Raw genomic sequence first — 25,987 nt, forward strand, 5'->3', positions numbered from 1 at the left:
AGACCTGTATGCGGGGCAGGGGATTTGCGGGGCCGCCGAATTGCTGCCGCCCGGGCGGCGGCAATCGGCATACGGGCGTCTGGTCGTCGGGGCGATGCGCGCTTGCGCGCTGGCAGAGAGTTGTTAGCTAATGGGCCGCCGTCACGGGGGGAGGGGCGGTGATGGGCGGCGCGGCGACGGGTCGCCACAGCTTGCCGATCGGTTCGCGCCGCCCATCGGGCACTGGGGTTCAAGTGACGATTACTGGCGGCTCTGCCTGGACCTGCCCAGCGCGTTTGCAGCTGCCGGTGTCTGACACCCTAGGAAGACGCACTTGGTATGACGGGGAGTGTCATAAATTTTGTGTTTGGGGCCTAACATGTTGCTCAAGGAGCATGTATGGCTACCAAGAAAAAAACGCCGCTGAGGGAACTGCCGGCGATTCCAGCAGAGTTGGTTGATCAATTCGTCAAAGGCCCTATGACCGCCGAGGCGGTGCAGGACCTGTCGATGGCGTTCAAGAAGGCGCTGATCGAACGGGCCCTGGGAGCAGAATTGGGCCACCACCTGGGCTATCCGGCGGGCGGCGAGCGCCCCGAGCAGGCCACCAATCAACGCAACGGCAAGAGTTCCAAGACAGTCCTGACCGATGACGGGCCGCTGCGGGTGGAGATCCCACGCGACCGCGATGGCAGCTTCGCTCCGATCCTGATCCCCAAGCACGAGCGCCGCTTTACCGGGTTCGACGACAAGATCATCGCCATGTACGCCCGCGGCATGACGGTGCGCGAGATCCAAGGGTTTCTGCTCGAGCAGTACGGCACGGAAGTCTCGCCGGAGTTCGTCAGCTCGGTGACCGACGCGGTGATGGAGGAGGTCACGGCCTGGCAGACGCGGCCTCTGGAGACGATGTATCCGGTGGTGTTCTTCGACGCGCTGCGGGTCAAGATCCGCGAGGACGGCGTGGTGCGCAACAAGGCCGTGTACTTGGCGCTGGCGGTGTTGCCAGACGGCACGCGCGACATCCTGGGCCTGTGGATCGAGCAGACTGAGGGCGCCAAGTTCTGGATGAAGGTGTTCAACGAGCTCAAGACCCGTGGCACGCAGGACATCCTGATCGCTGTCACTGACGGTCTAAAGGGCATGGAGCAGGCGCTGAATGCGGTGTTCCCGGCCACGACGCTGCAGACTTGCATCGTGCACCTGATCCGCTCCAGCCTGGAATACGCCAGTTGGAAGGAGCGCCGCACGGTGGCTGCGGCGCTAAGGCCGATCTACACGGCAGCGACCGTGGAGGCAGCGCTGGCCGCGCTCGTGCAGTTCGAGCAAGGCCCTTGGGGCCAGCGCTACGCCCCGATCGCTGACGCATGGCGCCGGGCCTGGGACCGTGTGATCCCGTTCTTTACGTTCCCACCGGCGATCCGCAAGGTGATTTACACCACCAATGCGATCGAGAGCATTAATGCCCAACTGCGCCGCGCGGTGAAAACGCGAGGTCACTTCCCGAGCGACGAAGCGGCCACCAAGCTACTGTGGCTGGTCTTGCGCAACATCACCGGGGCCTGGGGCAGCGCCACGCACGACTGGAAGGCCGCTATGAACCAGTTCGCCGTGATTTATGCAGAACGCTTCACTGACCCGTATCGCTGAGATAGCATCCATAAGCCTGATAGAAACAACTATCAGGCTTCTAACGCCTCAAACACAAAAATACTGACACTCCCGTATGACGGGAATCTCACCAGGGTGTCAGACACCTTGAGAGGAAGCAGCCACACGCGAAGCGTCAAAGCGACGACGCAAGACGCCGCGTAAGTCCCCGGAGGCCGCCCGCGCGGCCGAACGGGGACGGGCACCGCAAGACGCTTCTCTTCCAAACGTCTGCGTGCAAGAACCTCAAGAACCCGACTCGCCCCGCCGCCCGTAAAGATTTAGCCGTAGAGCCCGGTGTGGCGTGGGCCTGGGGTGGGCGGGGCGTTTAGATGCGCCCGGCGGAAACCGAAGGGAGCCGAAGGCGGACGAGATTCTATGGTCTCGGTCAAGTAATTGACGGTCGCAATTTCTCTGGATCAAAGGGTTGGCCTGTTCGCCATACCCCGTATGCGATCCGCAAGAGTTTGCGGGCAATTATGACCAAGGCGGCAGTCGAGGCCAGCCCTCGAGCCCTGAGCATGGCGTAGTAATCCTTGAATTGTGCCGTGCGCGCCGCTGAGCTAGCCGCGTTGTAGAGCAATGTCCTCGCCGCCTTATCGCCCTGCTTGCTTAGTCGGCGGCGACCGACTTTTCTTCCGGATTCGTGCGGCCTCGGATCCAGGCCACAGAAGGCGACCGCCGCATCGCTGCTGGCAAAGTCGATCCGGCTGAACAAGCTCGTCAGGGCAACGCCGGTTATCGGTCCTATGCCGCATATGCCGGTGAGCAGACCGTATGTCTTGGCCCAGTCACTCTGGGCCTTAATCTTGGCAATCATTTCCCGTTCGAGCTGATCTGACCACGCCGTCAAACTTGCGAGAGCCTTCTTCTGATGGCTGCTTACGCAACCATGTCGCTGAGCCGACAATCGCAAGGATGTGCCCACTCGGACCACCGTCGATCTCAACGCCTGAAGTGCTCTGACTTCCTGCAATTCTGGAGATATCGGTTCGTAACGATGCAGTTTTTTGTGATGCTGCGCGATGTATTGCGCGATGACGGCGGCATCCAGTCGATCTGTCTTGCCGCGGTTCCCCAAAGAGATGGCGTAATGATGGACGTGGGTCGGATTAAGGACATAAACCTCAAATCCACGCTCATGCGCCGTACGAGCCAGGAGCTCTTGATAGCCTCCTGAGGCTTCCATGGCGATCACACTAGGGGCCGGCAGACGCTTTAACCAGCCCACGATGCTGGAGCGATTGTTAGGCAAGACGCCCGTCACGATCTCTCCGTCAGACGCGGCTACTTGAAGCTCAAACTTGCCGACATCGACCCCAATAAAAACGACTGAAGTTTGCATGACAGCTCTCCCTGCGATACGTTAAGTCCGCTGGGGTAGCCACGCCTCGGGCGTTACCTTGCGATCAATCGGCGGTCTCGGCCGCTAGATTCCTTATCGACGCGTGAGGCGGGGTGGGATGCTCTCGTCCTGGCAGTCCGGGTGCAACCGGCTGATGGTTGACAACGTCCCTTACCCCAGCGCCTTTCTTCTTCGAAAGACGCATCCACACCATACAAGGTTGAGCACGGGGAAGTCCGGAGCGAAGGCTCCGGACCGCAATCGGAGCCCCGCCCACCCCAGGCCCACGCCGCGCCGGGCGTCAAAAGAACTCCCCCCCCGCGCGACATCAACCCCCATCAACCCCACCAACAACATCCAAAAAACCAAACCTTCAAGCCAAATCCCGCAGCAGCAATTCCCAAAACTTCAATCGCTGCTCCAACGTAGACACCAGCACGTACTCATTCAGCGTATGCGCCCCATCTCCATCCGCGCCGAGACCATCCAGCGTCGGAATACCCATTGCCGACGTGAAGTTGGCATCGCTGCCGCCACCCGTCATGGGTGCATCTTCGAGCAGGAAGCCCGCGCGGTCCGCGAAACCTTGCACCAATGCCAGCAATGCAGCGGCTTCTTCCGTCTTGACCATCGGGGGCCGGTTCAGTTCGACGTCGATGTCCAGTTCAACGTCCGGACCCACCGCGCACAGTTCGCGCATGCGGCGCAGCACGTCTTCGGCGGCGCCCATGTCGGGCACGCGGAAGTCGACGACGCAGCGGCACAGGGCCGGCACCGTGTTGGTGACGGTGCCGCCGGCGATCGTGCCCACGCTGACGGTGATGCCGCGGTCGTAGTCGGTCATGGCTTCCAGCGCCAGCACCTGGTGGGCCATTTCGCGGATCGCGCTGCGGCCCTTCTCGTGCTGCATGCCTGCGTGGGCGGGGCGGCCCTTGACGTTCAGGTTCAGCATGCCCGTGCCCTTGCGCGCCGTCACGCACTTGCCGCCGTTGGGGCGGGCAGGTTCGCAGACCAGCGCGTACTTCGCGTTCGCGGCGAAGCGTTCGATGTGCGGGCGCGAGGCGTGGCTGCCCGTTTCTTCGTCGGGAACCACCAGGAAGTCCACCGGCAGTTGCGTAGCGCCCGGACGCGCCACGCCGGCCAGGGCCGTCAGCGCCAGGTAGATGCCCGCCTTCATGTCATAGCTGCCCGGGCCGTAGAGACGGTCGCCGTCGATGCGCACGGGGTTTTCCAGCAGCGTGCCAACCGGATGCACCGTGTCCATGTGCGCCAGGATCAGGATGCCGGGACGCGTGTCGCCGGGGGCGCGGTTGGTCGCGTACAGCAGCGGCCCCGTCGTGGGGCCCAGCGACGACAGCTCAGCGGTCAGGCCGGCGGCGGCCGCGTAGTCGGCGATGATGCGCGCCATCGCGGCAATGCCGTCGGGGAAGTTCGACGGCGACTCGCATTGCAGCCAGCTCTGGATGCCGGCGACGATCTGTTCAGTGCTCTGGGTGTTGGACATGGCGATATCGGGGTTCAGCGATGGGAAAAGGGTTCAGGCGACCTGCTGGCCGGCCAGGCGGGCGAGTTCGGCGTCGTCGGGCATCTTGCCGTCGAACCAGAGGCTCGCGCAGACGGCCGACATGGCGCGGCCGTCGTGGCCGATGCCGGGCACCACCTGCAGCTTCCAGCCGAACGGCACGCCGCGGCGCTCGGCTTCCTTGCGGCCGAATTCGAAGTAATTCTGCGCGCGCGCGAAGCGGTGCGGGCCTTGGCGCATGGCGGCGGGTTCGGACGGCAGGTTCGGGTCGTTGGTCTCGATGTCCTTGTCGCCTGCCAGGATGGTCATCGGGTAGGCCAGCAGCTTGACCAGGTGGTCTTCGGTCAGACCCACGCCGTCCATGCCCTCGGGATAGGGATAGTCGAACGTCGGCAGTGTGTACCAGCCGGGATTGCCCGCCGCCACCGCCTTGAAGGGCGCATGCGGCTGGCTGCTCATCAGGCGGTGGACGAACTGGCCGCCCGCGCTGTGGCCGAACAGGTAGACGTTCTGTCCGTCGGTGATCTCGCCGGCAATCATGTCCCTGATGACGTTGCCCACCAGCGCATACGTCCAGCCATCGATGTGGCGCGGATTGCCGCCCGCCGAAAATACGCGGCCGTTGTTGTAGCTTTCAACACCCGGCCAGATCTCGTTCGAGAATGTCAGCGCCACGATCAGCAGCTTGTGCTTGTCGGCGGCTTCGACCCAGAAGTCGCGGTATTCGTCGCCGTTGCGCAGCACGCCGTGCTGCACGATCACCACCGGGCGGTCCGGCGTGTAGCCGTAGGGGCGGTAGGTCTGCAGCTTGAACGGACGGTCGTAGTTGCGGTCCTCATCCACGTACAGGATGGCGTTGCGGCCCGCATGGCCCATTTCGATGGCGATGCGGTCCACGTTGGACATGTCGGAAGGTTTCATCAGGCGCTCGCTTCGTTCAGGTGGCAGGCCGACCAGTGGCCAGCCGAGATTTCTTTCAAGGGCGGCGCCACTTCACGGCAGCGCGGCATCGCGTGGGGACAACGGGGATTGAACGTGCAGCCGGAAGGCGGATTCAGCGGCGACGGAATCTCGCCCTTGATCGGCGTGAACTTGCGGCCGCGGCGCGCCACGTCCGGCACCTCGGCCATCAACGCCTGCGTGTACGGATGGTTGGCGCGGGCGAAGATCTGGGCCGACGTCGAGATCTCGACGATCTTGCCCAGGTACATGATCGCGACGCGGTCCGAGATGTGCTTGACCACGCCCAGGTCGTGGCTGATGAACAGGTACGTGAAGCCGTGCTGCTCGCGCAGGTCCATGAACAGGTTGATCACCTGCGCCTGGATCGACACGTCCAAGGCGGCAACGGGCTCGTCGCAGACCAGGAACTTGGGGGCCACCATCAGCGCGCGGGCGATGCCGATGCGCTGGCGCTGGCCGCCCGAGATCTGATGCGGGAAGCGGTCGCGGTATTCCGTGGCGAGGCCCACTTCGGTCAGCGCCTGGTCGATGCGGGCGGGGATCTCGTCGGGAGGCGCCAGCTTGTGCACCTTCAGCGATTCGCCCAGGATCTGGCGCAGCCGCTGGCGCGGGTTCAGCGACGCCTGCGGGTCCTGGAAGATCATCTGCACGCCCAGCGTGTACGCCAGCTTGTCGGAGCCGCGCAGACGGTTTGCGTCCATGCCCTGGTACAGCAGCTCGCCTTCGGTCTGGCGGTGCAGGCCGGCCACGACGCGGCCCAGCGTGGACTTGCCGCAACCGGACTCGCCCACCAGGCCCACGACTTCGCCGCGCTTGATGGACAGGTCCACGCCGTTGACCGCGTACACGGTGCGGCGGTCGATGGGACGGCCGGTCAGGGCGAGAATGCGTTGGGCCAGGTCAGGCCGCTGCTCGAAGCGCTTGTGGACGTTCTTGAGCTCGATGACGGGGGTATCGGCTTGGCTCATTGCTTACTGTGCCTCGCGGGCGATCGGCACGTAACAGCGATAGCTGCGCGAACCTTCGGTGGTGACGGAGGGGGCTTGCTCGGTGCAGCGCGTGACCGCGTGGGTGCAGCGCGGCCGGAACGCACAGCCCGCCGGACGGGCGGCAAGGCTGGGCGCCATGCCATTGATCTGGTGCAGGCGCGCGCCCGGTTGCGTGGCGCCGGGCATCGAGTCCAACAGGCCGCGGGTGTAGGGGTGGCGCGGCGCATCCAGCACCTGCTCGACCGGGCCGCTTTCGACGATGCGGCCGGCATACATCACGGCCACGCGGTCGGCCAGCTCGGCCACCACGCCCAGATCGTGGGTGATCCAGATCAGCGCCGTGTTGTGCTCGCGGCAGATCTGCTGCATGCGGTAGAGGATCTGGCCCTGGATGGTCACGTCCAGCGCCGTGGTGGGCTCGTCGCAGATGATGAGGTCGGGCTTGTTCAGCATCGCGATGGCGATCGCCACGCGCTGGCGCATGCCGCCCGAGAACTCGTGCGGGTAGCTCTTCAGGCGCTTTTCCGGCGACGGGATGCCGACCATGGCCAGCGCCTCGCGGCAGCGCTCCTCGGCCTGGGCGCGCGGCACGTCCTCGTGCGTCAGGATCGCTTCCATCATCTGCTCGCCGATGCGCAGCACCGGGTTCAGCGTCATCAGCGGGTCCTGGAAGATCATGGCGATGCGGTTGCCGCGTAACTGGCGCATCTGCTCTTCGGACAGCTTGCGCAGGTCCGTGCCCTTGAACTTCACCTCGCCGTCGACGACTTCGCCCGGCGGGTCGATAAGCCCCAGCAGCGAAAAGCCCGTCACGGACTTGCCGGAACCGGATTCGCCCACCAGGCCCACGATCTCGCCACGGCGCACGGTCAGGTCGACACCGTCGACCGCCAGCCACGCGCCGGCCTCGGTATGGAATGCAGTGCGCAGGCCGCGCACATCAAGAAGAATGTCGCTCATGCTCGGCGGGGGTCCAGGGCTTCACGCAGGCGGTCGCCCACGATGTTGATGGAAAGGATCAGCACCAGGAGCGCAATGCCCGGGAACAGGCTGATCCAGTAGTCGCCCGACAGCAGGTACTGGAAGCCGTTGGAGATCAACAGGCCCAGCGACGGTTCGGTGATCGGCACGCCCACGCCCAGGAACGACAGCGTCGCTTCCAGCGCGATCGCGGTGGCGATCTGGATGGTGGCGAACACCATCACCGGCCCCAGGCAGTTGGGCAGCAGGTGATACAGCATGATGCGCCAGGCCGGAAAGCCCAGGTTGGCGGCCGCCTCGACGTATTCCTTGCGGCGTTCCTGCAGGGCTCGGCTGCGCATGATGCGCGCGTAGTGCCCCCATTGCACAAGGACCAGCGCAAGAATCACCTTGTCGACCCCGCGGCCCAGCACCACCAGCAGCACCAGCGCCACCAGAATGGTCGGAAAGCCCAGGATGAAGTCGACGATGCGCATCAGCACGGTGTCGACCCAGCCGCCCACGTAGGCGGCAACCAGGCCGATCGCGCCGCCGATGGCGGTGGCCAGCACGACGGCGGACAGGCCCACCATCAGGCTGATGCGCAGGCCATACAAAATGGCGCTGAGCATGTCGCGGCCCTGGTCGTCGGTGCCCAGCCAGGCGATGCTGCCGTCCATCAGCGCCTGGCGCGGCGCAAGCCGGCCGTCCATGAGCGACAGGTTGGCAAGGTCGTAAGGGTTCTGCGGCGCGAAGAACGGCGCGAAGACCACCAGGATCACCAGGACGGCCAGCGCGATGACGGAGCCGCGCACCGTCGGGCGCGCGTGCAGTTTTTTCAGGATGGCGGCGCGCCGCGGCGTCTCGGCCAGGGGCTGGACGGTGCGGGTGCGGCCAGGATTCGGAGTATTAGCCATGGCGGTTTATTGAGCGGGGGCCACGAGCTGCACGCGCGGGTCGAGCGCCGCGTACAGGATGTCCACAACCAGGTTGATGACGACGAAGATCAGCGTGACCAGCATCACGTAGGCAACGACCACGGGACGGTCGAGCTGGTAGACGCTGTCGATCAGCAGCTTGCCCATGCCGGGCCACGCGAACACGGTTTCGGTGATGGTGGAGTAGGCGATGAGCGTGCCGAATTCCATGCCGATCACCGTGACCACGGGGATCAGGATGTTGCGCAGGATGTGGCGGCGCACGATGCGGCCCGGCTTGACGCCCTTGGCGCGCGCGAACTTCACGTAGTCCTGGCTGCGGGCCTCGACGACGCCCGAGGCGGTCATGCGCAGCACCAGCGCGATGTTGGCCAGCGCCAGGTTGATCGCCGGCATGATCAGGTGCGACCAGCCGTCGGCGGTCAGGATGGACAGGCGCACGCCCAGCACGTCGACCGTGTCGCCGCGGCCCGTGGCGGGCAGCCAACCCAGCCAGACGGCGAACAGCAGGATCAGCATCATGCCCTGCCAGAAGTTCGGCAGCGAAAAGCCCAGCACCGACGAGGCCATGATGCCGCGGCCCACGTACTCGTCGCGGTACAGGCCCGCGACCAGGCCCAGCGGAATGCCGATCACACAGGTCAACATGATCGCGACGAACACCAGTTCGAACGTTGCCGGAATGCGCTGAACGATCAGTTCGATCGCGGGAATGCCGTGCACGAAGGAGGTGCCCAGGTCGCCATGCAGCGCGCGCCACAGGAACCCGGTGTACTGCTGCCACACGGGCAGGTCCAGGCCCAGGCGGGCGATCATCGCCTCGCGCGCGGCCTGGCTGGCTTCGGGGCTGACCAGCAGCTCGATCGGGTCGCCCACGGCATACACCGCGAAGAAGACCACGACCGAAACGGCCAGCAGCACGAACAGACTCTGTATCAGTCTGCGTAGGATGAACAAGGCCACGTGATGATTTCCTTGGTGGGCTCGGGGTTGGGGAAAAGCCGGGGTTATCGGGCGGGCCTGGCGGACAGGGCCCGGATATTCAAGTCAGGCCAGCCTGCACGCTAGGTGATCGGCTGCGCCAGGCGCACGACGGTCACGCCGGGCCGCAGGTTGGCGGTGGACGGCATGATGAGCACGCAGTTGTCGTAGGGCGTGGTGACGGGCTCGCCTTCCGACCAGCCGATGACGGTGCCGGCGCGGGGCAGCGTTTCCAGCCCCTTCCAGGGCTCGGCGAAACGGAAGTCGGCGCTCTTGGCGGCGACGGCGTGCGTGACGCGCAGCGCGCGCTGCAGCGGCGCGCCGGGGGCGAACCAGGCGGCGGGGATGTCGCCGCGGTCCACCGTGCCGGCCTGCACCAGAAAGCGCGCCATCTGGTCGGCGGCCACGCCACGCGCCTCGGGGGCGCCGTGAAAGCCGCATTCGATCAGAAGGGACCGCGTGCCGTTGTCGCCGGCTTCGCCGAAGCGGCCGAAATCGCGCATGCGCACGCCGGCGGCGTGGCCTGCGTCGGCAATGATGGTGGCGGGATTGCCCAGGGCGAGGGCCAGATCGATGTTGCGCTGTTCCAGGCCGGTCAGCTGCAGCGGCACGTCGGAATTGCTCATCGAGTGAAAGTCCAGCAGCCAGTCGGCCTGTTCCACCCACGGGCGCAGGGCTGCGGCGCGGCGGCGCTCCTGCGAAGTCGGTACGGAAAGCTTGTCGTCGCTCCAGACGCGGTTCATGTCTTCGTCCACGAAGCGCGCGGGGGCGTAGTTGCGCGCGTCGAACCGGTCGAACGCGGCCAGGTTGCAGAACGCCAGCGTCAGCGTGCCGCGGCGCGGGCGCAGGCCGGCGGCAAGCAGGTCCTTCAGCGCCCAGGCGCCACAGAGCTCGTTGCCGTGGATCAGCGCGCTCAGCAGCACGCGCTTGCCGGGCGCGCCGGAATCGAAATGCCAGACGCCGGGCGTGTCGGTGTTGCCCACGCGCTCGGCCGACAGGTCCGGACAGGCCAGCAGGAAAGGACGCAGGGGAGACGGGGGCGCGGACGAGGACGGGGGCAAAGACGTGGGCATGGCAGTTCCGATGAAGCCAGACGATTGTATAGGGGATGAGGCGGGGGGCTGCGGGCCCGGGTGCGGCAACTGCGCCGCCCCAAGGCAAAACGGCTGCACGAGGCAGCCGTTTCTTCTTTACTCAGCCCTGCCTGCTCACTTCGCGTCGGGCTTGACCGACGTGGCCAGGGTGTACTGGTCGCGGCGGCCTTCGTACGAAATGCCCTTGCGGTACGCCCAGATGCTGCTCTCGAAGTGCAGCGGGATCAGCGGCACGTTGTCCAGGGCGATCTGGGTGGATTCCTGCAGCAGCTTTTCGCGCTTGGCGGGATCGACCGTCACGATGGCCTGCTTGTAGACCTTGTCGAAGTCCGCATTCGAGAAGCCGCCGTAGTTGCTGGTGCCCAGGCTGACGGGCGAATCCAGCGTGGCGACCCACAGCTGGAACAGCGCCGAGGCCTCACCCGTTTCCGCCGGCCAGCCGCCCATCGAGAAGCTGAACTCGCGCTTGGCGCGCTTGGGGAAGTAGATGGAGGCGGTCATCGCATCCACGTTGGTCTTGATGCCGACGCGCGACAGGTACTGGGCCACGGCCTGGGCAATCTGGCCGTCGTTGACGTAACGGTCGTTGGTGGACGACAGCGTCAGTTCAAAGCCGTTCGGATAGCCGGCTTCGGCCAGCAGCTTCTTGGCGCCTTCCGGGTCGTACTTGATTTCCGGGGCCTTGGGCAGCGCGCCGAACATGCCGTCGGGCATGTACTGGAAGGCCGGGGTGGCCATGCCGTCCATGATGCGGGCCGTGATGGTCTTGCGGTCGATGGCCATGTTGATGGCCTTGCGCACGCGCAGGTCCTGCAGCGGGTTCTTGCCGTCGGCGCTCTTGACGAACGGGCTCGGGTTGCGGCCCACGTCCGGCTGGAAGAACACCAGGCGGGTGGACGGCGTGGCCACGAAGCCGAACTTCGGATTGTCCTTCAGGCGCGGCAGGTCGCGGGCGGCGGGGTTTTCGATCATGTCGAAGTCGCCGGACAGCAGCCCGGTCAGGCGCGGGCCGGCCGAGGGCACCGGCACGAACTTCACTTCCTTCCAGTGCGGCTTCTCGCCCCAGTAGTTTTCGTTGCGCACCAGCTCGATGCCGGTGCCCTTGACGTAGGACTTCAGCATGTAGGGGCCGGTGCCGATGGCGTCCTTGCCGTTGTTGAAGTCGACCACCGTGGGCCAGGCGCCCGTCACGCCGCAACCCTTCTTGGGGTCGTACGTGAGCTTGCCGTGCTCGACGATGCCGTTCCAGATGATCGGCAGCGAGCGGGCCAGTTCGGCCGGCATCAGGGGGAACGGTTCACCCGTCTTGATGATGACGGTGTGCGCGTCCGGCGTCTGGACGTCGGTGATGCGCTTGGTCATGTCCATGTAGGACTGCGACACGTTGGTTTCGTTGTTCAGCGTCCGGCAGATCGTGAACAGCACGTCTTCGGAGGTGAACGGCTTGCCGTTGGAGAACTTGACGTCGTCGCGCAGCTTGAATTCCCAGGTCAGGTCGTCCAGGTTCTTCCAGGAAGTCGCAAGCTGGGGAATCAGCTTCATGTCGGCGCTGCGGCCCACCAGCGAGTTGTAGACGTGCGCGGAGAACGCGTCGTTCTGCGTCATCTTGTGATAGTGGGGGTCCGCCGAGGTGGGTTCGGCCGACAGGCCGATCTTCAGCGTCTGGGCTTGGGCGGCTGCCAGGGGGATGGCGGCGGCCACAAGGGCCAGGGTAGTGCGCAACTTCATGGTGACAACTCCGGATGGGGAACGAACCGGATCGTGCGGGCGGCCTCGCGTGCCTGGGGACGACTGCGTCGGCCGGGGGCGTGCGAGGAAATTGTCGCCAGGGCACGATGGCAAGGGGCCGATTATCGGTAGGGGGTTCGCGCGCTGTCAATGCGCAGCGGCGATCGAGGCGCTAGGGAAAACGCCGAGAGGGGGGAGGGAAAGAGGGCGTCGCGGGGCCTTTAGGGGCCGCCCGCGGCGCGATGGCGCCGGTGAGGGATCAGCGCCGATGCGTTGCGGCGGGCGCCGGGGCTTACCCGACGGGCGCTGCAACGTCAGCGCGCCAGGCTGATTCGCGGGAGATCTGTCGCGAATCAGCCTGGCGCGGCTGTTATTACCACTGCGATCCGGAGAAGCGCGAGCTGGCGGCGCGAGCCTTGTTCATCGATTCGTTCACCTCGTCGATGAAGGCAAAGACGGCGGCAACAGCGGCTGCTACGGATTGGCCAGCCTTCTTCAGGCTGGTCAGCGGGTGAGAATTCGGTTGGTTTTCGAGAGCGCCGCGGAGCAGGTCACGCTCCAGCGCGTCGGTCAGGCGGGCAGTGTTGTTCAGGGTCAGTTCGCTCATGGTTTGGCTCCAGTCCGTTTCGTCATGGGGTAAACCATTATAGGGATAACCCTAGGCAAATAGCAATGTCATTTTAAGGGAAAACCCTAGTATGTTGTAAAAATGTTTGTGGGACATGGACTTAGCGCCCGTTACGCAGGGCGCGGGCCGCGTGCGCAAGCTCTCCGGCCGTCAGGCCGATGGGGCCGACACCCTGGGCTACCAGCGCATCGGCGGCGGCGCCGTGCAGCCAGACCGCCCCGTGCACGGCCTGGTCCAGCGGCAGTTTCTGGGCAAGCAGGGAGCCCAGCATGCCGGCCAATACGTCCCCGGTTCCCGCGGTAGCCAGGCCCGGGTTGCCGCTGGTGTTGATGTGCAGACTGCCGTCGGGGGCGCATACGACGGTGCCGGCGCCCTTGAGGACGATCCAGGCCTGGAAGCGTTGCGCCAACTGCCGGGCGGCGGCGGGGCGGTCGCGCTGGACATCGGGTGTGCTGCCGCCCAGCAAGCGGGCGGCCTCGGCGGGGTGGGGGGTCAGCACGACGGGGCCGGCGCCCCAGTTGGGATGGATTTCGCCCCGGGCCAGCAGGTTCAGGCCGTCGGCGTCCAGCACCAGCGGGGCCGCGCGCCGCAGGACGAACAACTCCGACAACGCATTTGCGGCCAGCTGGCTCGTGCCGATTCCGCAGCCGGCGACCCAGGCGGTCACGCCCCAGTCTTCTTCCAGCAGCGAGCGGAAGTCGCGCAGCATCAGTTCGGGTTGCAGGGGGTCGCAGGGCAAGGGCAGCGTGTCCTGGGCAAAGCCGACCAGCACCTTTCCGGCGCCGGTCTTCAAGGCGGCGCGGGCGGCGAGCAGCGCCGCGCCCGTCATGCCGGCGCCGCCGCCCACCACCCCCACGGTGCCGAAGCTGCCCTTGTGCGTATCCTGCGCGCGGGGAGCGAACAGGGCAGGCAGCGCGGCGCGGTCGATGGGGATGGCGGGGGTGTTCATGGGGTGAGGCTCCGGGGGGAAATCGTCATGGCGGGTCGGCCGTATCCACTATAGTGCGCAAAAACGCGGCCGCCTCGGGCGGGGCGCGAACCACCAAGAGACGACCCGGAGCAGACAATGACCGACATTACGCTGGAACACTATTCGGCCTACGAATCCCTGAAGCTGCGCCGCCACCCCGGCGGCGTGCTGGAATTGATCATGGGGACCAAGGGCGGCGTGCCGGGCAAGTTGTCCACGGCCGACGACCGCATGCACCGCGAACTGGCCGACATCTGGCGCGACATCGACACCGATCCGGACACGCGGGTGGTGGTGATCCGCGGCGAGGGCAAGGGGTTCTCGGGCGGCGGCGACCTGGAGCTGGTGCAGCAGATGGCCGACGACTTCCACGTGCGCACCCGCGTCTGGCGCGAGGCGCGCGACCTGGTCTACAACATCATCAATTGCAGCAAGCCGATCGTGTCCGCCATGCACGGCGCGGCGGTGGGGGCGGGTCTGGTGGCCGGGCTGTTGGCCGACATTTCCATCGCGGCGCGCGACGCCCGCATCATCGACGGCCACACCCGCCTGGGCGTGACGGCGGGCGACCACGCCGCCATTGTCTGGCCGCTGCTGTGCGGCATGGCCAAGGCCAAGTACTACCTGATGCTGTGCGAGACGGTCTCGGGCGAGGAAGCCGAGCGCATTGGTCTCGTGTCGCTCTGCGTGGACGAGGCCGAACTGATCGGCAAGGCGTTCGAGGTGGCCAACAAGCTGGCGGCCGGTTCGCAGACGGCGATCCGCTGGACCAAGTACTCGTTGAACAATTGGCTGCGGATGGCGGGGCCGACCTTCGACACCTCGCTGGCGCTGGAATTCATGGGCTTTGGCGGCCCGGATGTGCGCGAGGGCATCAATTCCCTGCGCGAACGCCGGGCGCCGAATTTCCGGCCCGATTCGCCGTTCTGACCTACTTCTTGAAGAACTTCGCGAACGCCGCCTGCGCTTCTTCGGTCTGCAGGCGCGCGCGAAACTGCTGGGCTTCGTAGTCCAGTGTCTCCTGGATGGCCTGCCGGTCCGCCCGCTTCATCATCGCCTTGGTGAGCCGTAGCGCGGCGGGCGGCTGGCGCGCCAGGTCCGCGGCGGTGGCCTGGGCCTCGGCCAGCGCCTGGCCCTTGGGCGTGGCCGACGTGGCCAGCCCGGCCTGCACCGCGTCGTCCGCCGTGAAGGCCTTGCCCTGCATCAGCCATTGCGCTGCCCGGCGGCCGGCCAGGCGCGGCATCAGCAGGCTGGACGCGCCTTCCGGGCACAAACCCAGGGCGACGAACGGCATGCGCAGCGTGGCGCCTTCGCCGATGTGGACAAAGTCGCAATGCTGCAGCAGCGTCACGCCGATGCCGATGGCGTAGCCCTCGACGGCGGCGATGACCGGCACGTCGGCCGTGGTCAGCGCGCGCAGGAAGGTCAGGCCCGCGCTGTCGCCCGCGCCACGCTCGGCCTGGAAGTCGCGCAAGTCGTTGCCCGCCGTGAAGTGATCGCCCGCGCCGGTCAGGATGACCGCGGACAGCGTCACGTCGGCGCTTGCCAGCGAGAGTTGCTCGGTCAGCGCCGCGTAGGTGGCGGTGTCTAGCGCGTTGCGGCGGTCCTGCCGGTCGATCGTCAGCGTCAGGACGGCGCCGTCGCGCTGGACCTTCAGGCCGGCGCTCATGCGTGCGGGGCCGCGGCCAGGCGGGCTTTCGCCTCGGCGTACTCGCGCCGCAGCGTATCGACGATCTTGCGCGTGGGTTCGACGCTGGCGATGCCGCCCACGCCCTGGCCAGCGCCCCAGATGTCCTTCCAGGGCTTGACGCGCGTCGAGCCGAAATTGGACGCGCCGCTATCGGGCGCGGGCAGGTTGGCAGGGTCCAGGCCGGCGGCCGCAATGCTGGCCTTCAGGTAGTTGCCCGGGATGCCCGTGAAGAACGGCGTGTACAGGATGTCCGACGCGCTGGCCTCGACGATGGCGGCCTTGTAGCCCTCGCTGGCGTTGGCTTCCTCGCTGGCGATGAAGCGCGTGCCCATGTAGGCAAAGTCCGCTCCCATGGCCTGCGCGGCGAGCACATGCGCGCCCGAGGTGATGGCGCCCGACAGGATCAGCGGGCCGTCGTAAAAGCGGCGAACCTCGGAGATCAGCGCGAAGGGGCTCAGCGTGCCGGCGTGGCCGCCCGCGCCCGCGCACACCAGGATCAGCCCATCCACCCCCGCTTCCAGCGCCTTTTCGGCGTGGCGGATGGTGGTGACGTCATGGAAAACCTTGCCGCCCCAATCGTGAACGCCCTTCACCAGGTCGCCCGGGGCGCGCAGGCTGGTGATGATGAGGGGCACGCGGTGGCTGGCGCACACGGCCAGGTCCGCCTCCAGCCGGTCATTGGACTGGTGGATGATCTGGTTGACGGCAAACGGCGCGACGCGGTCCCCGGGGTGGGCTTCGCGGTGGGACGCGAGCCCCGCCTGGACTTCGTCGAGCCAGTCGGTCAAGAGCGTCTGCGGCCGCGCGTTCAGCGCGGGAAACGACCCCACGATGCCGCTCGTGCACTGGGCGATGACCAGTTTGGGGTTGGAGACGATGAACATCGGGGCGCTGATGACCGGCAGGGACATCTGGCCATACAAATCAGTCACGAGGGGATGGGGCATGGGGCGTCGTCTCGTTGTTGGTTTTGGAGTATATTAATTACCTACCGACCGTCCGGTAATTAATTAATCTTTATTTAACGGCATGCGCGGAAGGGCTGTCAATGGAGGTTCGCCAGAACCTTTTCGGCCCCGCGCGGCCCCTGTCAAAGGCCGACATGGCGCTTACCGCCCCACCCGTACAGAAACGCGCCCGCGCCGGCAGGCCGCCCACGCTGGCCGCCCCGCGCGAACGCATCCTGGAAGAAGCCGCCAAGCTGTTTGCCCGCAGCGGCTACGACGGCAGCTCCATCTCCGACCTGGCCGCCGCCATCGGCGTGTCCAAGGCGGCCATCTATCACTATTACCCCACCAAGCAGGACATCTACGACGCCATCATCCTTCAGGTGCTGGAAGGCCTGACGCAAACCGTCGGCCGCGACGTGGCCGGCGCCGTGGGCGGCGTGGCCCGCCTGCGCGCGTTCATGGTGGGACATGCCCGTTATTTCGAGCAGCACCATGCCCAATTCGTGACCATGCTGATCGGCTACTCCGGCATGGCGCTGTCCGAACGCGAAGACGCGGCCCGCCTGCGAGACAGCTACGAAAAGCTGTTGCGCGACGTGATCGCGCAAGGCGTGGCCGACGGCGCGTTCCGCGCGCTGGACGTGGCGGCCACGGGCCGCGCCGTGCTGTCGATGCTGAACTGGATGGTGCGCTGGTACAAGCCCGGGCAGGGTGACAGCGCCGAAACCATCGCCGACGGCTATTTCGATCTGCTGGTGGGCGGCATGCGTCCCTGAACGCGCCGCCATACCAAACCCCTGACCTGCATTCGCTCTAAGAGACTTTCCTCATGGCCCTGGACACCGAAACCCTGAACCTTTTGATCGACGCCGTCCGCCGCTTCGTGCACGAACGGCTGATTCCCGCCGAGGACGAACTGGCCGCCAGCGGCGAAGTGCCGCCGGACATCGTCAATGAAATGCGCAACCTGGGCCTGTTCGGCCTGTCCATCTCGCCGGACTTCGGCGGACTGGGCCTGACGATGGAAGAAGAGGTCCGCGTCGTGTTCGAACTGGGCCAGACCTCGCCCGCGTTCCGGTCGCTGGCCGGCACCAACATCGGCATCGGCTCGCAGGCCATCGTCCTGGCCGGCACCGACGAGCAGCGCGCCCGATACCTGCCCAAGCTGGCCAGCGGCGAACTGATCGGGTCGTTTGCGCTGACCGAGCCCGATGCGGGCTCCGACGCCATGTCGCTGCGCGTGTCCGCCGAGCGTGACGGCGATTGCTACGTGCTGAACGGCACCAAGCGCTACATCACCAATGCGCCCATCGCCGGCCTGTTTTCGGTCATGGCGCGCACGGCGCCCGAGCGCCGGGCCAACTCCATCTCGTGCTTCCTCGTCGAGGCCGGCACGCCGGGACTCATCATCGGCAAGCCGGACAAGAAGATGGGCCAGGCCGGCGCGCTGACCAGCGACGTCGTGTTCGACAACTGCCGCGTGCCGGCCAGCGCCTTGCTTGGCGGCGAGGAAGGCAATGGCTTCCGGACCTCCATGCGCGTGCTGGACAAGGGCCGCCTGCACATTTCCGCGTTGTGCGTGGGCATTGCCGACCGCCTGCTGCGCGACGCCGTGAAGTACGCCACCGAGCGCAAGCAGTTCGGCCAGCCCATCGCCGAATTCCAGCTCATCCAGGCGATGATCGCCGACAGCCAGGCCGAACTCTACGCGGCCCGCTGCATGGTGCTGGACGCCGCCCGCATGCGTGACCGCGGCGAGAACACCACCATGCAGGCCGCCTGCTGCAAGCTCTTCTCCACGGAAATGGTGGGCCGCGTGGCCGACCGCGCGGTGCAGATCCACGGGGGTGCGGGCTACATGTCCGAGTACGCGGTGGAGCGCTTCTACCGCGACGTGCGCCTGTTCCGCATCTTTGAAGGCACCTCGCAGATCCAGCAGCTGGTCATTGCGCGCGAGACCATCAAGGCCCATTCCTGATCTTTCCGCCGCCAGCGGTCCGGCCAACGCGTTCGAGAGGCTAATATCCAGTCTGACGAATGTTGATCGGAAGGCGGCCCCCGGCGGGCCGCCTTCTGGCATGACGGAATCCCAGTCCGCCTTGCGCCCCGGCGCGGGCGGGAAGTTCTCATTTCCCTTCTAGCGAAAAGATTACCGATGTCGCAACGTCCCGCTCCCCTAACCGGCATACGTGTGCTGGATCTGACCCGCGTGCTGGCGGGTCCCTGGTGCACCCAGAACCTCGCTGACCTTGGCGCCGAGGTCATCAAGATCGAACGGCCTGGCTCGGGCGACGACACGCGCGCCTGGGGCCCTCCGTACCTGAAGGACGAAGCGGGCCACGACACCACCGAGGCCGCGTATTACCTGTCGGCCAACCGCAACAAGATGTCGGTGGCGCTGGACATCGCCTCGCCGCGCGGCGCCGAACTCGTGCGCGAACTGGCCTTGCAGAGCGACATCCTGGTGGAAAACTTCAAGGTCGGCGGGCTTTCCAAGTACGGACTGGACTACGAGAGCCTGAAGGCGCTGAATCCGCGCCTGATCTACTGCTCGATCACGGGCTTTGGCCAGACCGGCCCCTATGCCAGCCGTCCGGGCTATGACTTCATGATCCAGGGCATGGGCGGCCTGATGAGCATCACCGGCGAGCGCGACGATCTGCCCGGCGGCGGTCCGCAGAAGGCAGGCGTTGCCGTGGCCGACCTGATGACCGGCATGTATTCCACCGTGGGCATCCTGGCGGCGCTGCACGAACGGGCCCGCAGCGGCCTGGGCCAACACATCGACATGGCGCTGCTGGACTGCCAGGTCGCCATGCTGGCCAACCAGAATCTGAACTTCATGACCTCGGGCGTGGCGCCGCGCCGCGCCGGCAACGCGCACCAGAACCTGGTGCCCTACCAGGTGTTCGCGGCCAGCGACGGCCACCTCATCGTGGCGGTGGGCAACGACAGCCAGTTCCGCAACTATTGCGGCGCGATCGGCCTGCCCGAGCTGTCGGCCGACCCGCGTTTCGCCACCAACCCGCAGCGCGTGAAAAACCGCGAGGAACTGGTGCCGCTGCTGGCCGAGCGCATGGCCACTGGCGAGCGCGACCACTGGCTCGCCGCGCTGGAAGGCGTGGGCGTGCCGGCCGGTCCCATCAACACGCTGGACCAGGTCTACGAAGACCCGCACGTGCTGGCCCGCAACATGAAGCGTGAGCTGCCCCATCCGGCCGCCGGCACCGTGCCCGTGGCGGCCAGCCCGCTGAAGTTCTCCGGTAGTCCGGTCGAGTACCGCCGCGCCCCGCCCATGCTGGGCGAGCACACCGAGCAGGTCCTGTCTGAAAAGCTGGGACTGTCGGCCGAAGAAATCCAGGCGCTGGCGCAGAGCCGCACCTGACGCGCGCGAGAAGGCGGCCTGGCCGCCTTTTGCGCATGCCGCGCCGCGCCAGGCGCACGATCCATTCCAATACAGGCAGGAGATAGTTGATGACGGACATTCAAACCATCGGCGTCGTGGGCGCCGGGGCCATGGGGCGCGGCATCGCGCAGATCGCGGCGCAGGCCGGCTTGCGTGTGCGCCTGTACGACACCAGCGCCGACGCCATCGCGGCCGCGCGCGAGTCCTTGCGCCAGACCTGGGAGAAGCTGGCCCAGAAGGGCAAGCTGACCGCCGCCGACGCGCAAGCCGCGCTCGAACGCGTCGAATCGGCCACCGCGCTGACCGACATGGCGAACTGCCAGCTCGTGGTCGAGGCCATCGTCGAGCGCCTGGACGTCAAGCGCGATCTGTTCGCGGCGCTGGAAGGCGTGGTGTCCGACGACTGCATCCTGGCGTCCAACACCTCGTCGCTGTCCATCACGGCGATTGCCGCCGCCTGCAAGCGGCCGCAGCGCGTGGCGGGCTATCACTTCTTCAACCCGGTCGCGCTGATGAAGGTGGTCGAGGTCATTGACGGCCTGCGCAGCGCGCCGGAAGTGGGCGACGCCCTGGCCGACCTGGCCCGCCGCATGGGGCACACGCCCGTGCGCGCCAAGGACATGCCCGGCTTCATCGTCAACCACGCCGGCCGCGGCATGAATACCGAAGGCCTGCGCGTGGCGCAGGAGGCGGTGGCCACCTTCGCCCAGGTCGACGCCGTCATGCGCGAGCAGGCGGGCTTTCGCATGGGCCCGTTCGAGCTGCTGGACCTGACCGCGCTCGACGTCTCGCATCCGGTGATGGAATCCATCTACCGCCAGTTCTTCGACGAGCCGCGCTTCCGCCCGTCGCCCATCACGACGGTGCGCCTGGCCGGTGGCCTGATCGGCCGCAAGGCCGGCGAGGGCTTCTACGTCTACGCCGACGGCCAGAAGCAGGTGCCGGCCGAAGCCGCCGCGCCCGCGCTGCCCGAGGGCCTGAAGGTCTGGGTCAGCCCCAAGCATGGCGAAGGCTACGCCCGCGCGTCCGCGCTGGTGGAAAAGCTGGGCGGCACGCTGGTCACGGGTTCCACGCCCGACGCCGATGCGCTGATTCTGGTCACGCCCTTCGGTGAAGACGTGTCCACCACCGTCTCCGCGCAAGGCCTGAATGCGGGCCGTACCGTGGGCCTGGACACGTTGTATGCGTTCGACGGCGCCAAGCGCCGCACGATCATGGTGTCGCCGGCCACCGAAGCCAAGTGGCGCGACGCCGCGCATGCGCTGCTGGCTGCGGACGGCGTGCCCGTCACGGTGATCGAGGATTCGCCGGGTTTCATCGCCCAGCGCATCGTGGCGCACATCGTGAACATCGCCTGCGACATCGCGCAGCAAAAGATCGCCACGCCCGAAGACATCGACCTGGCCGTGACGCTGGGTCTGGGGTATCCGGTGGGTCCGCTGGCGCTGGGCGACAAGCTGGGCGCGGACCGCATCCTGGAAATCTTGAAGAGCATGCAGCGCGTCACGGGCGACACCCGTTACCGTCCGAGCCTGTGGCTGCAACGCCGCGTGCAACTGGGCATGTCGCTGCTGAAGTCGACGGCGAAGTGATCGCTGCGCGGCAAGGTGTCTGACACGGAGGGAAGGTGTCTGACACCCAGGCGAGATGGTCGTCAATATGCGGCGGTGTCTCAACGGGTGTCAGACACCTTTTCAACGTATGAAGACGTTGCGGTGACCCGTCCTGCCATAGGTTGACACCTACGGCACGGTATCCGTAGCAGGCTACGGACTGAACACCCGGTGAACTTCATCGGGTGTTTTGCATTGTAGGGACAGGTGCGGACGCTCGGTGTTGTAGATTTCGACGGACTGCTTGACCATGAGCCGGGCTTGGGCCAGATCGGCGGGCTTGTGGAGCAATAGCTCTCCCTTCAGGATGCCGTTGACCCGCTCAGCCAAGGCATTCTGGTAGCAGTCGTAGCCGTCAGTCATCGAGCAACGGATGCCGTGCCGCGCGTGCAGGCGCTGGTAGTACGTTGAGCAGTACTGGATGCCTCGATCCGAGTGGTGCACCAGCGGTTGGCTCGAGCGCCGCGAGCGCAACGCCATCTCCAGTGCGCGGCGCACCCCTTCGGTCTGCAGATTCTCTGCCACGTGGTAGCCCACGATCTTGCGCGAGTAGGCGTCGGTCACCAGGCTTAAGTAGGTGCACCGTTGGGCGGTCGGCAGGTAGGTGATATCGGCTACCCAGACCTGCTCGGGCCCCGTCGGCACCACTTGGCCTTCGCCTTCCTTGAGCAGGTTCGGGTGGCGTCGGAAGCGGTGATGGCTGTCGGTGGTCTTGTGATACGCCCGGCGTGGCCGCACCAGCATCCGGGCGCTGCGCAGAATGTCGAACAGCGCATCGCGCCCGGCCTTGATCCCCGCCTCGCGTAGCGGCTGGCCCAGCATGTGATGCAGCTTGCGCGTACCCAACGTCGGTTGACGTACCCGCAGCGCGGTGACCATCGATACTACTTGGCATGCCTGCTGCTGGCGCTCGCGCTCTCTGTGCCTGCTCTTGTAATACGCCTGGCGGCTATGGCCCATGTAACGGCAAGCCCTTGCCACGCTCAGCCCTTGGACGAGCTTTTGCGTGAGGACTTGCCCAAAGGCTTTTTTACGACGCGTACCCCGTAATCCTTCTCCAACACATTGACCACGGCCTCAAACAACTGCGCCTTCTCGCGGGCTTCCTTGAGCTGAATCTCCAGTTCCTTGATCCGCTGCTCGGGGGTAAGCACTTTGCCTTGACGATCCATGTCCACTCCTCTGACCGTCGGCAGGCTCCAGCCGCTCCAGCCCGGGCGGCCATGTTTGCGCAGCCACACCAGCACTGTCGACCGGCCTTGGATTCCATAGCGGCGCTGAGCCTCTTTGTACGTCAGCTCGCCTTTTTCCACCTGCTCGACCACCGACAGTTTAAAAGCCAGACTGTAGTCCCGCTGGGTTCGCTTGATCCTTGATTCCAATTGACTCTCCTTTTTTCTCTCGAAAAGGTGTCAACCAATTCCAGGACGGGTCACGGCCATGAAAAAAGCCCCTTGAATCATCAAGGGGCTTTTTGTTGCCTGTCGTGCCGGCGGGGTATTACTTGGCGGCATCCACCATGTATTGCACGGCGGCGCGGATGTCTTCTTCGGAGGCGTTGGCGGCGCCGCCCTTGGGAGGCATTGCGCCCTTGCCCGTTATGGCGACCTTCACCATGGTGTCCATGCCGGTCTTGATGTAGGGCTCCCAGGCGGCCTTGTCGCCGAACTTGGGCGCATTGGCGACACCCGTGGCGTGGCACGCGAAACAGGCCGTCTTGTAGAGCTTTTCGCCGGCCGGATTAACGGCGGCAGCCTGCGGGGCGGGGGCCGGGGCAGCAGCGGGTGCGGCTGCGGCTGCGGCTGCGGCAGCCGGTGCTGCGGCGGCCGGTGCTGCGGCGGCAGGTGCGGCAGCAGCCGGCGCAGCGGCCTGTGCAGCCGGCGCGGCTGCGGCCTCGCCTTCCTTCTTGGCGCCTTCTTCAGCGGGAGCGGCGGGTTCTTCCAGCGAGGCGCCGGACTTGTTGGCCATGTACACCACGGCGCGCGCGACTTCGTAGTCGGACAGGGCCGGGTTGCCGCCCTTGGCGGGCATGCCGCCCTTGCCGTGCAGCGCGACCTTCAGCATCTCGTCGTAGCCTGCCTTGATGAACGGCGCCCACGCGGCGTTGTCGCCCATCTTGGGAGCGCCCGCCACGCCAGCGGTGTGACAGGCCGTACAGACAGCGGCAAAGACCTGCTCGCCGGTCTTGAAGACCTTGGGCGCGTTGGCATCAACCAGTTCGAAACCTGCCACGGGGGCGATCCGCCGGGCGACCGCTTCGCCGGACAGGGCGTCCGACCCGGCCCCGGTCTTGGTGCCTGTGACCACCATGTTCACCAGAAGGATGATGATGGCGATGGGAACCACGAAAGCCAGGACGACCGTGACGATCAGTTGCTTCGGGGTCTTGATGGGGGAGGAGTGCTCTTCTATGTGTTCCTGCTCGTTGCTCATGACCAAATCCTGCTAACGGGTACCGGGGGCGCCTTGGCGGCGGCAACAGAAAATCAGTACTGCACAAGTCGGCGGCAACCCATGCCCGCCTGCAAGCAAACGCTGGATTATATAACGGTGTCAGGGACGATCGTCCAATGTGTCAGGACGGGTTTTCGATGAGTTTGCCGGAAGATTTGATCCAGTTCATGCAGATCCCGCAAAACTGGGTACAATACCGCCTCCTTGCGCTGCGCCCGTAGTTCAATGGATAGAATGAGAGTTTCCGAAGCTCTTGATACAGGTTCGATTCCTGTCGGGCGCGCCAATCCAGACAAGCTGTGCGTTTTCCAGGGCCCCTTCATAGGGGCCTTTTGTTTATGCGCCGTTCGGTTATGCGGATTCGGTTATGCGCATTCTCTGTGCCTAAGCGCATTTCACGGCGTTAAGCATCCTTTCCGTTCAGCGCTTTGATTTGACGCCTGCGATGGGCGCTTACGTTTTACGCTTACGTCTCACGTCCACGTAAGAACATCTGCCGATCATGGCGCCGCCAAAACCTGCCAAAGCCCTTCCCGCGTCTGCGACCAGCCTCGTCTTGGACAACGCCGCCGCGCCGAACACATTGTCATGGGATGACCTGCGCATCGTCAAAGTGTTGAGCGATTGCGGCAATCGGTCCTTGGCGGCCGAAAAGCTCGGCATCAATGCCTCGACGGTATCGCGCCGCGTGGCGCAGGCCGAGGCTGCGCTAGGCGTTGCCTTGTTTGACCGGCGGCGCGCAGGCTACAAGCTGACCGCCGAAGGGATGGAGCTTCGCGCGCTGAGCGAGCGTGTCGAACTCGATGTCGTCAGTGTGGCTCGCCGCATTTCCGGTTCCACGCATGACCCGCAAGGCACGCTTCGGGTTGCCACCAGCGACTCGCTGCTGCTGTATTTCCTGACGCCCATCATTGCCGAATTCAGGGCAGCCCACCCCTCGCTGTCGATTGAGGTCCTGGTCGGGAACGACACCCTGGACCTTGCCCGGGACGAGTCGGACATCGCGCTACGAGCCACCCAACGGCCGCCGCAGAGCTGGGTCGGGCGCAAGCTGGCGGGCATCGCGTGGGCGCCTTACGGAAGCGCGCAACAGTTTCGGCGCAAGGCGCCTGCGGCGGACCGCATTCACGACCTGAGTTGGGTGTCCTACGCGGGCGGATTGGCTGGATTGAAGGCCGCTCGCGTTATTGAAGGCCGGGTTGCGCCCGCGAATATCGCGTACCGATCCGATTCGGTCGCCGCCGTCGGCGCGGGCATCGCCGCGGGGCTCGGGGTGGGCTATCTGCCCTGCATGCTGGGAGACACGATGGCCGACCTGGTGCGCGTGGGTCCTGTCGTGCCCGAGCTTGCGGATGAACTCTGGCTGCTCACCCATCCCGACATCCGGCGCTCACGGCGCGTTCAGATCTTCATGCGTTTTTGCGCCGCGGCCGTGGCCAAGCACAAGGCCTTGATCGAGGGCCGCCAGGCGCGGCCCCCGTCAAGGACCTGACGGATCCTCAATCGGCAGTGCGAGGGCGCAGCACCGCCTTGCAGGCGATCTCGATCAACTGCGCGGGCATCGCCAACCGGGAGACACCGATCAGGTTGCTGGCGACCTGGGGACGATCGGTGCCGTAGGCGGCCTTGCGCACCTTGCCCGCCGCCGCAAAGGCGGCATCGACGTCCAAGACGTACAGCGTTTCTTCCACGACGTTATCCAGCGTGGCGCCGAACTTGCCCAGCAAGGCCGCCAGGTTCTCGTAGGTCGCACGCATCTGCGCTTCCATGGTGGAAAAATTACGCGGCTTGCCTTGGTCGTCGAGTTCGGCCGGCGCGATCAGGTTGCCATCCTGGTCGTGATTGAGCTGGCCCGACACGTAGATCTCGTTGCCCACCTGCACCGCCTGCGCATACCCATACGCGTCTTCCCACGGCACGCCCCAATAGGCGGTTTTCTTTTCGAGTGCATTCGATTGCGTCGTCATGGTTTTCTCCTGGGAGGTTGGGGAAACGAAGTTCGGTATCAGAAGGCTCCAGCGTAACTGCGCAATGAAAACGCGTGAGCGCATTATTGCGCCGACACGGCGCAAATTTGCACTACGTCCAGCACCCGGATGACCCCTGCTCGGTCGATGGTCTCCTGTC

Annotated in this window: 23 protein-coding genes and 1 tRNA gene; 8 read left to right on the forward strand and 16 right to left on the reverse strand. The window is 65.8% G+C overall.

The window, feature by feature from the left end; translation table 11 throughout:
* Window positions 1-378 precede the first annotated feature (378 nt).
* Window positions 379-1,629, forward strand: a complete 1,251-nt coding sequence (locus tag QEP15_RS01840; RefSeq protein WP_280148210.1) for an IS256 family transposase — start codon at window positions 379-381, stop codon at window positions 1,627-1,629.
* A 388-nt stretch (window positions 1,630-2,017) separates the two neighbouring features.
* Here QEP15_RS01840 and QEP15_RS01845 read toward each other — a convergent pair whose 3' ends face one another.
* From QEP15_RS01845 to QEP15_RS01895, 11 genes are all read right to left on the reverse strand, one after another.
* Window positions 2,018-2,974, reverse strand: coding sequence for an IS110 family RNA-guided transposase (locus QEP15_RS01845; protein WP_280148205.1), 957 nt, complete (start codon window positions 2,972-2,974; stop codon window positions 2,018-2,020).
* Between the two features lie 373 nt (window positions 2,975-3,347).
* Window positions 3,348-4,478, reverse strand: a complete 1,131-nt coding sequence (locus QEP15_RS01850; protein WP_280148369.1) for a M20 family metallopeptidase — start codon at window positions 4,476-4,478, stop codon at window positions 3,348-3,350.
* A gap of 33 nt (window positions 4,479-4,511) precedes the next feature.
* A complete protein-coding gene (locus QEP15_RS01855) occupies window positions 4,512-5,417 on the reverse strand; it encodes an alpha/beta hydrolase (RefSeq protein WP_280148370.1) in 906 nt (301 codons plus the stop codon).
* A complete protein-coding gene (locus QEP15_RS01860; RefSeq protein WP_280148371.1) occupies window positions 5,417-6,427 on the reverse strand; it encodes an ABC transporter ATP-binding protein in 1,011 nt (336 codons plus the stop codon). Before QEP15_RS01860 ends, QEP15_RS01855 begins: the two co-directional genes overlap by 1 nt.
* Before the next feature lie 3 nt (window positions 6,428-6,430).
* Window positions 6,431-7,408: an ABC transporter ATP-binding protein gene (locus tag QEP15_RS01865; RefSeq protein ID WP_056327599.1), complete on the reverse strand. Its 978-nt coding sequence runs from the start codon at window positions 7,406-7,408 to the stop codon at window positions 6,431-6,433.
* Entirely contained in the window at window positions 7,405-8,325 is a 921-nt protein-coding gene (locus QEP15_RS01870) for an ABC transporter permease (protein ID WP_063955397.1), read from the reverse strand. Before QEP15_RS01870 ends, QEP15_RS01865 begins: the two co-directional genes overlap by 4 nt.
* Before the next feature lie 6 nt (window positions 8,326-8,331).
* Window positions 8,332-9,309, reverse strand: coding sequence for an ABC transporter permease (locus QEP15_RS01875; RefSeq protein WP_062839574.1), 978 nt, complete (start codon window positions 9,307-9,309; stop codon window positions 8,332-8,334).
* 101 nt (window positions 9,310-9,410) lie between these two features.
* Entirely contained in the window at window positions 9,411-10,400 is a 990-nt protein-coding gene (locus QEP15_RS01880; RefSeq protein WP_056327596.1) for a M14 family metallopeptidase, read from the reverse strand.
* 135 nt (window positions 10,401-10,535) lie between these two features.
* Window positions 10,536-12,149 carry an ABC transporter substrate-binding protein gene (locus QEP15_RS01885; protein ID WP_056327595.1) on the reverse strand — a complete coding sequence of 538 codons (1,614 nt, stop codon included), beginning with the start codon at window positions 12,147-12,149 and terminating at the stop codon, window positions 10,536-10,538.
* Between the two features lie 373 nt (window positions 12,150-12,522).
* A complete protein-coding gene (locus QEP15_RS01890; protein WP_008161006.1) occupies window positions 12,523-12,756 on the reverse strand; it encodes a hypothetical protein in 234 nt (77 codons plus the stop codon).
* A gap of 121 nt (window positions 12,757-12,877) precedes the next feature.
* Window positions 12,878-13,726 (reverse strand): NAD(P)H-hydrate dehydratase, encoded by an 849-nt coding sequence (locus QEP15_RS01895; protein WP_280148372.1) that lies wholly within the window; start codon window positions 13,724-13,726, stop codon window positions 12,878-12,880.
* Window positions 13,727-13,843: 117 nt separating this feature from the next.
* Here QEP15_RS01895 and QEP15_RS01900 point away from each other — a divergent pair, with 117 nt between their 5' ends.
* A complete protein-coding gene (locus tag QEP15_RS01900; protein ID WP_056327593.1) occupies window positions 13,844-14,677 on the forward strand; it encodes an enoyl-CoA hydratase/isomerase family protein in 834 nt (277 codons plus the stop codon).
* Between the two features lies 1 nt (window position 14,678).
* On the opposite strand, the gene QEP15_RS01905 is transcribed toward QEP15_RS01900, so the two are convergent.
* Both QEP15_RS01905 and QEP15_RS01910 read right to left on the reverse strand, forming a co-directional pair.
* Complete coding sequence (locus QEP15_RS01905) at window positions 14,679-15,416, reverse strand: enoyl-CoA hydratase-related protein (RefSeq protein ID WP_180100438.1); 738 nt, start codon at window positions 15,414-15,416, stop codon at window positions 14,679-14,681.
* Complete coding sequence (locus QEP15_RS01910; protein ID WP_062839571.1) at window positions 15,413-16,384, reverse strand: NAD(P)H-dependent flavin oxidoreductase; 972 nt, start codon at window positions 16,382-16,384, stop codon at window positions 15,413-15,415. The genes QEP15_RS01905 and QEP15_RS01910 overlap by 4 nt, the downstream gene beginning before the upstream one ends.
* Before the next feature lie 155 nt (window positions 16,385-16,539).
* Between QEP15_RS01910 and QEP15_RS01915 the strand changes: the two genes are divergently transcribed.
* The 4 genes from QEP15_RS01915 (at window position 16,540) to QEP15_RS01930 (ending at window position 21,385) form a co-directional block, all read left to right on the forward strand.
* On the forward strand, window positions 16,540-17,163 hold the full coding sequence (locus QEP15_RS01915; RefSeq protein ID WP_056327627.1) for a TetR/AcrR family transcriptional regulator: 624 nt from the start codon (window positions 16,540-16,542) through the stop codon (window positions 17,161-17,163).
* Window positions 17,164-17,216: 53 nt separating this feature from the next.
* Window positions 17,217-18,365, forward strand: coding sequence for an acyl-CoA dehydrogenase family protein (locus QEP15_RS01920; protein ID WP_280148373.1), 1,149 nt, complete (start codon window positions 17,217-17,219; stop codon window positions 18,363-18,365).
* Between the two features lie 177 nt (window positions 18,366-18,542).
* Entirely contained in the window at window positions 18,543-19,772 is a 1,230-nt protein-coding gene (locus QEP15_RS01925) for a CaiB/BaiF CoA transferase family protein (RefSeq protein ID WP_152383250.1), read from the forward strand.
* An 89-nt stretch (window positions 19,773-19,861) separates the two neighbouring features.
* Entirely contained in the window at window positions 19,862-21,385 is a 1,524-nt protein-coding gene (locus tag QEP15_RS01930; RefSeq protein ID WP_152383251.1) for a 3-hydroxyacyl-CoA dehydrogenase, read from the forward strand.
* A gap of 174 nt (window positions 21,386-21,559) precedes the next feature.
* Here QEP15_RS01930 and QEP15_RS01935 read toward each other — a convergent pair.
* Both QEP15_RS01935 and QEP15_RS01940 read right to left on the reverse strand, forming a co-directional pair.
* A protein-coding gene (locus tag QEP15_RS01935) for an IS3 family transposase (RefSeq protein WP_217619157.1) occupies window positions 21,560-22,788 on the reverse strand; the annotation gives its coding sequence in 2 pieces (ribosomal slippage) (window positions 21,560-22,438 and window positions 22,441-22,788; 1,227 coding nt in all).
* Window positions 22,789-22,906: 118 nt separating this feature from the next.
* Window positions 22,907-23,839, reverse strand: a complete 933-nt coding sequence (locus QEP15_RS01940) for a c-type cytochrome (RefSeq protein WP_280148374.1) — start codon at window positions 23,837-23,839, stop codon at window positions 22,907-22,909.
* A 232-nt stretch (window positions 23,840-24,071) separates the two neighbouring features.
* Between QEP15_RS01940 and QEP15_RS01945 the strand changes: the two genes are divergently transcribed.
* Window positions 24,072-24,146: transfer RNA gene (locus tag QEP15_RS01945), tRNA-Arg, on the forward strand.
* 270 nt (window positions 24,147-24,416) lie between these two features.
* Window positions 24,417-25,352 (forward strand): LysR family transcriptional regulator, encoded by a 936-nt coding sequence (locus QEP15_RS01950; protein ID WP_227741341.1) that lies wholly within the window; start codon window positions 24,417-24,419, stop codon window positions 25,350-25,352.
* Between the two features lie 7 nt (window positions 25,353-25,359).
* Here QEP15_RS01950 and QEP15_RS01955 read toward each other — a convergent pair whose 3' ends face one another.
* Window positions 25,360-25,827, reverse strand: coding sequence for a Rid family hydrolase (locus QEP15_RS01955; RefSeq protein ID WP_217618080.1), 468 nt, complete (start codon window positions 25,825-25,827; stop codon window positions 25,360-25,362).
* Window positions 25,828-25,987 lie beyond the last annotated feature (160 nt).

The organism is Achromobacter mucicolens, assembly GCF_029866465.1.
Taxonomy (GTDB): domain Bacteria; phylum Pseudomonadota; class Gammaproteobacteria; order Burkholderiales; family Burkholderiaceae_B; genus Achromobacter; species Achromobacter mucicolens.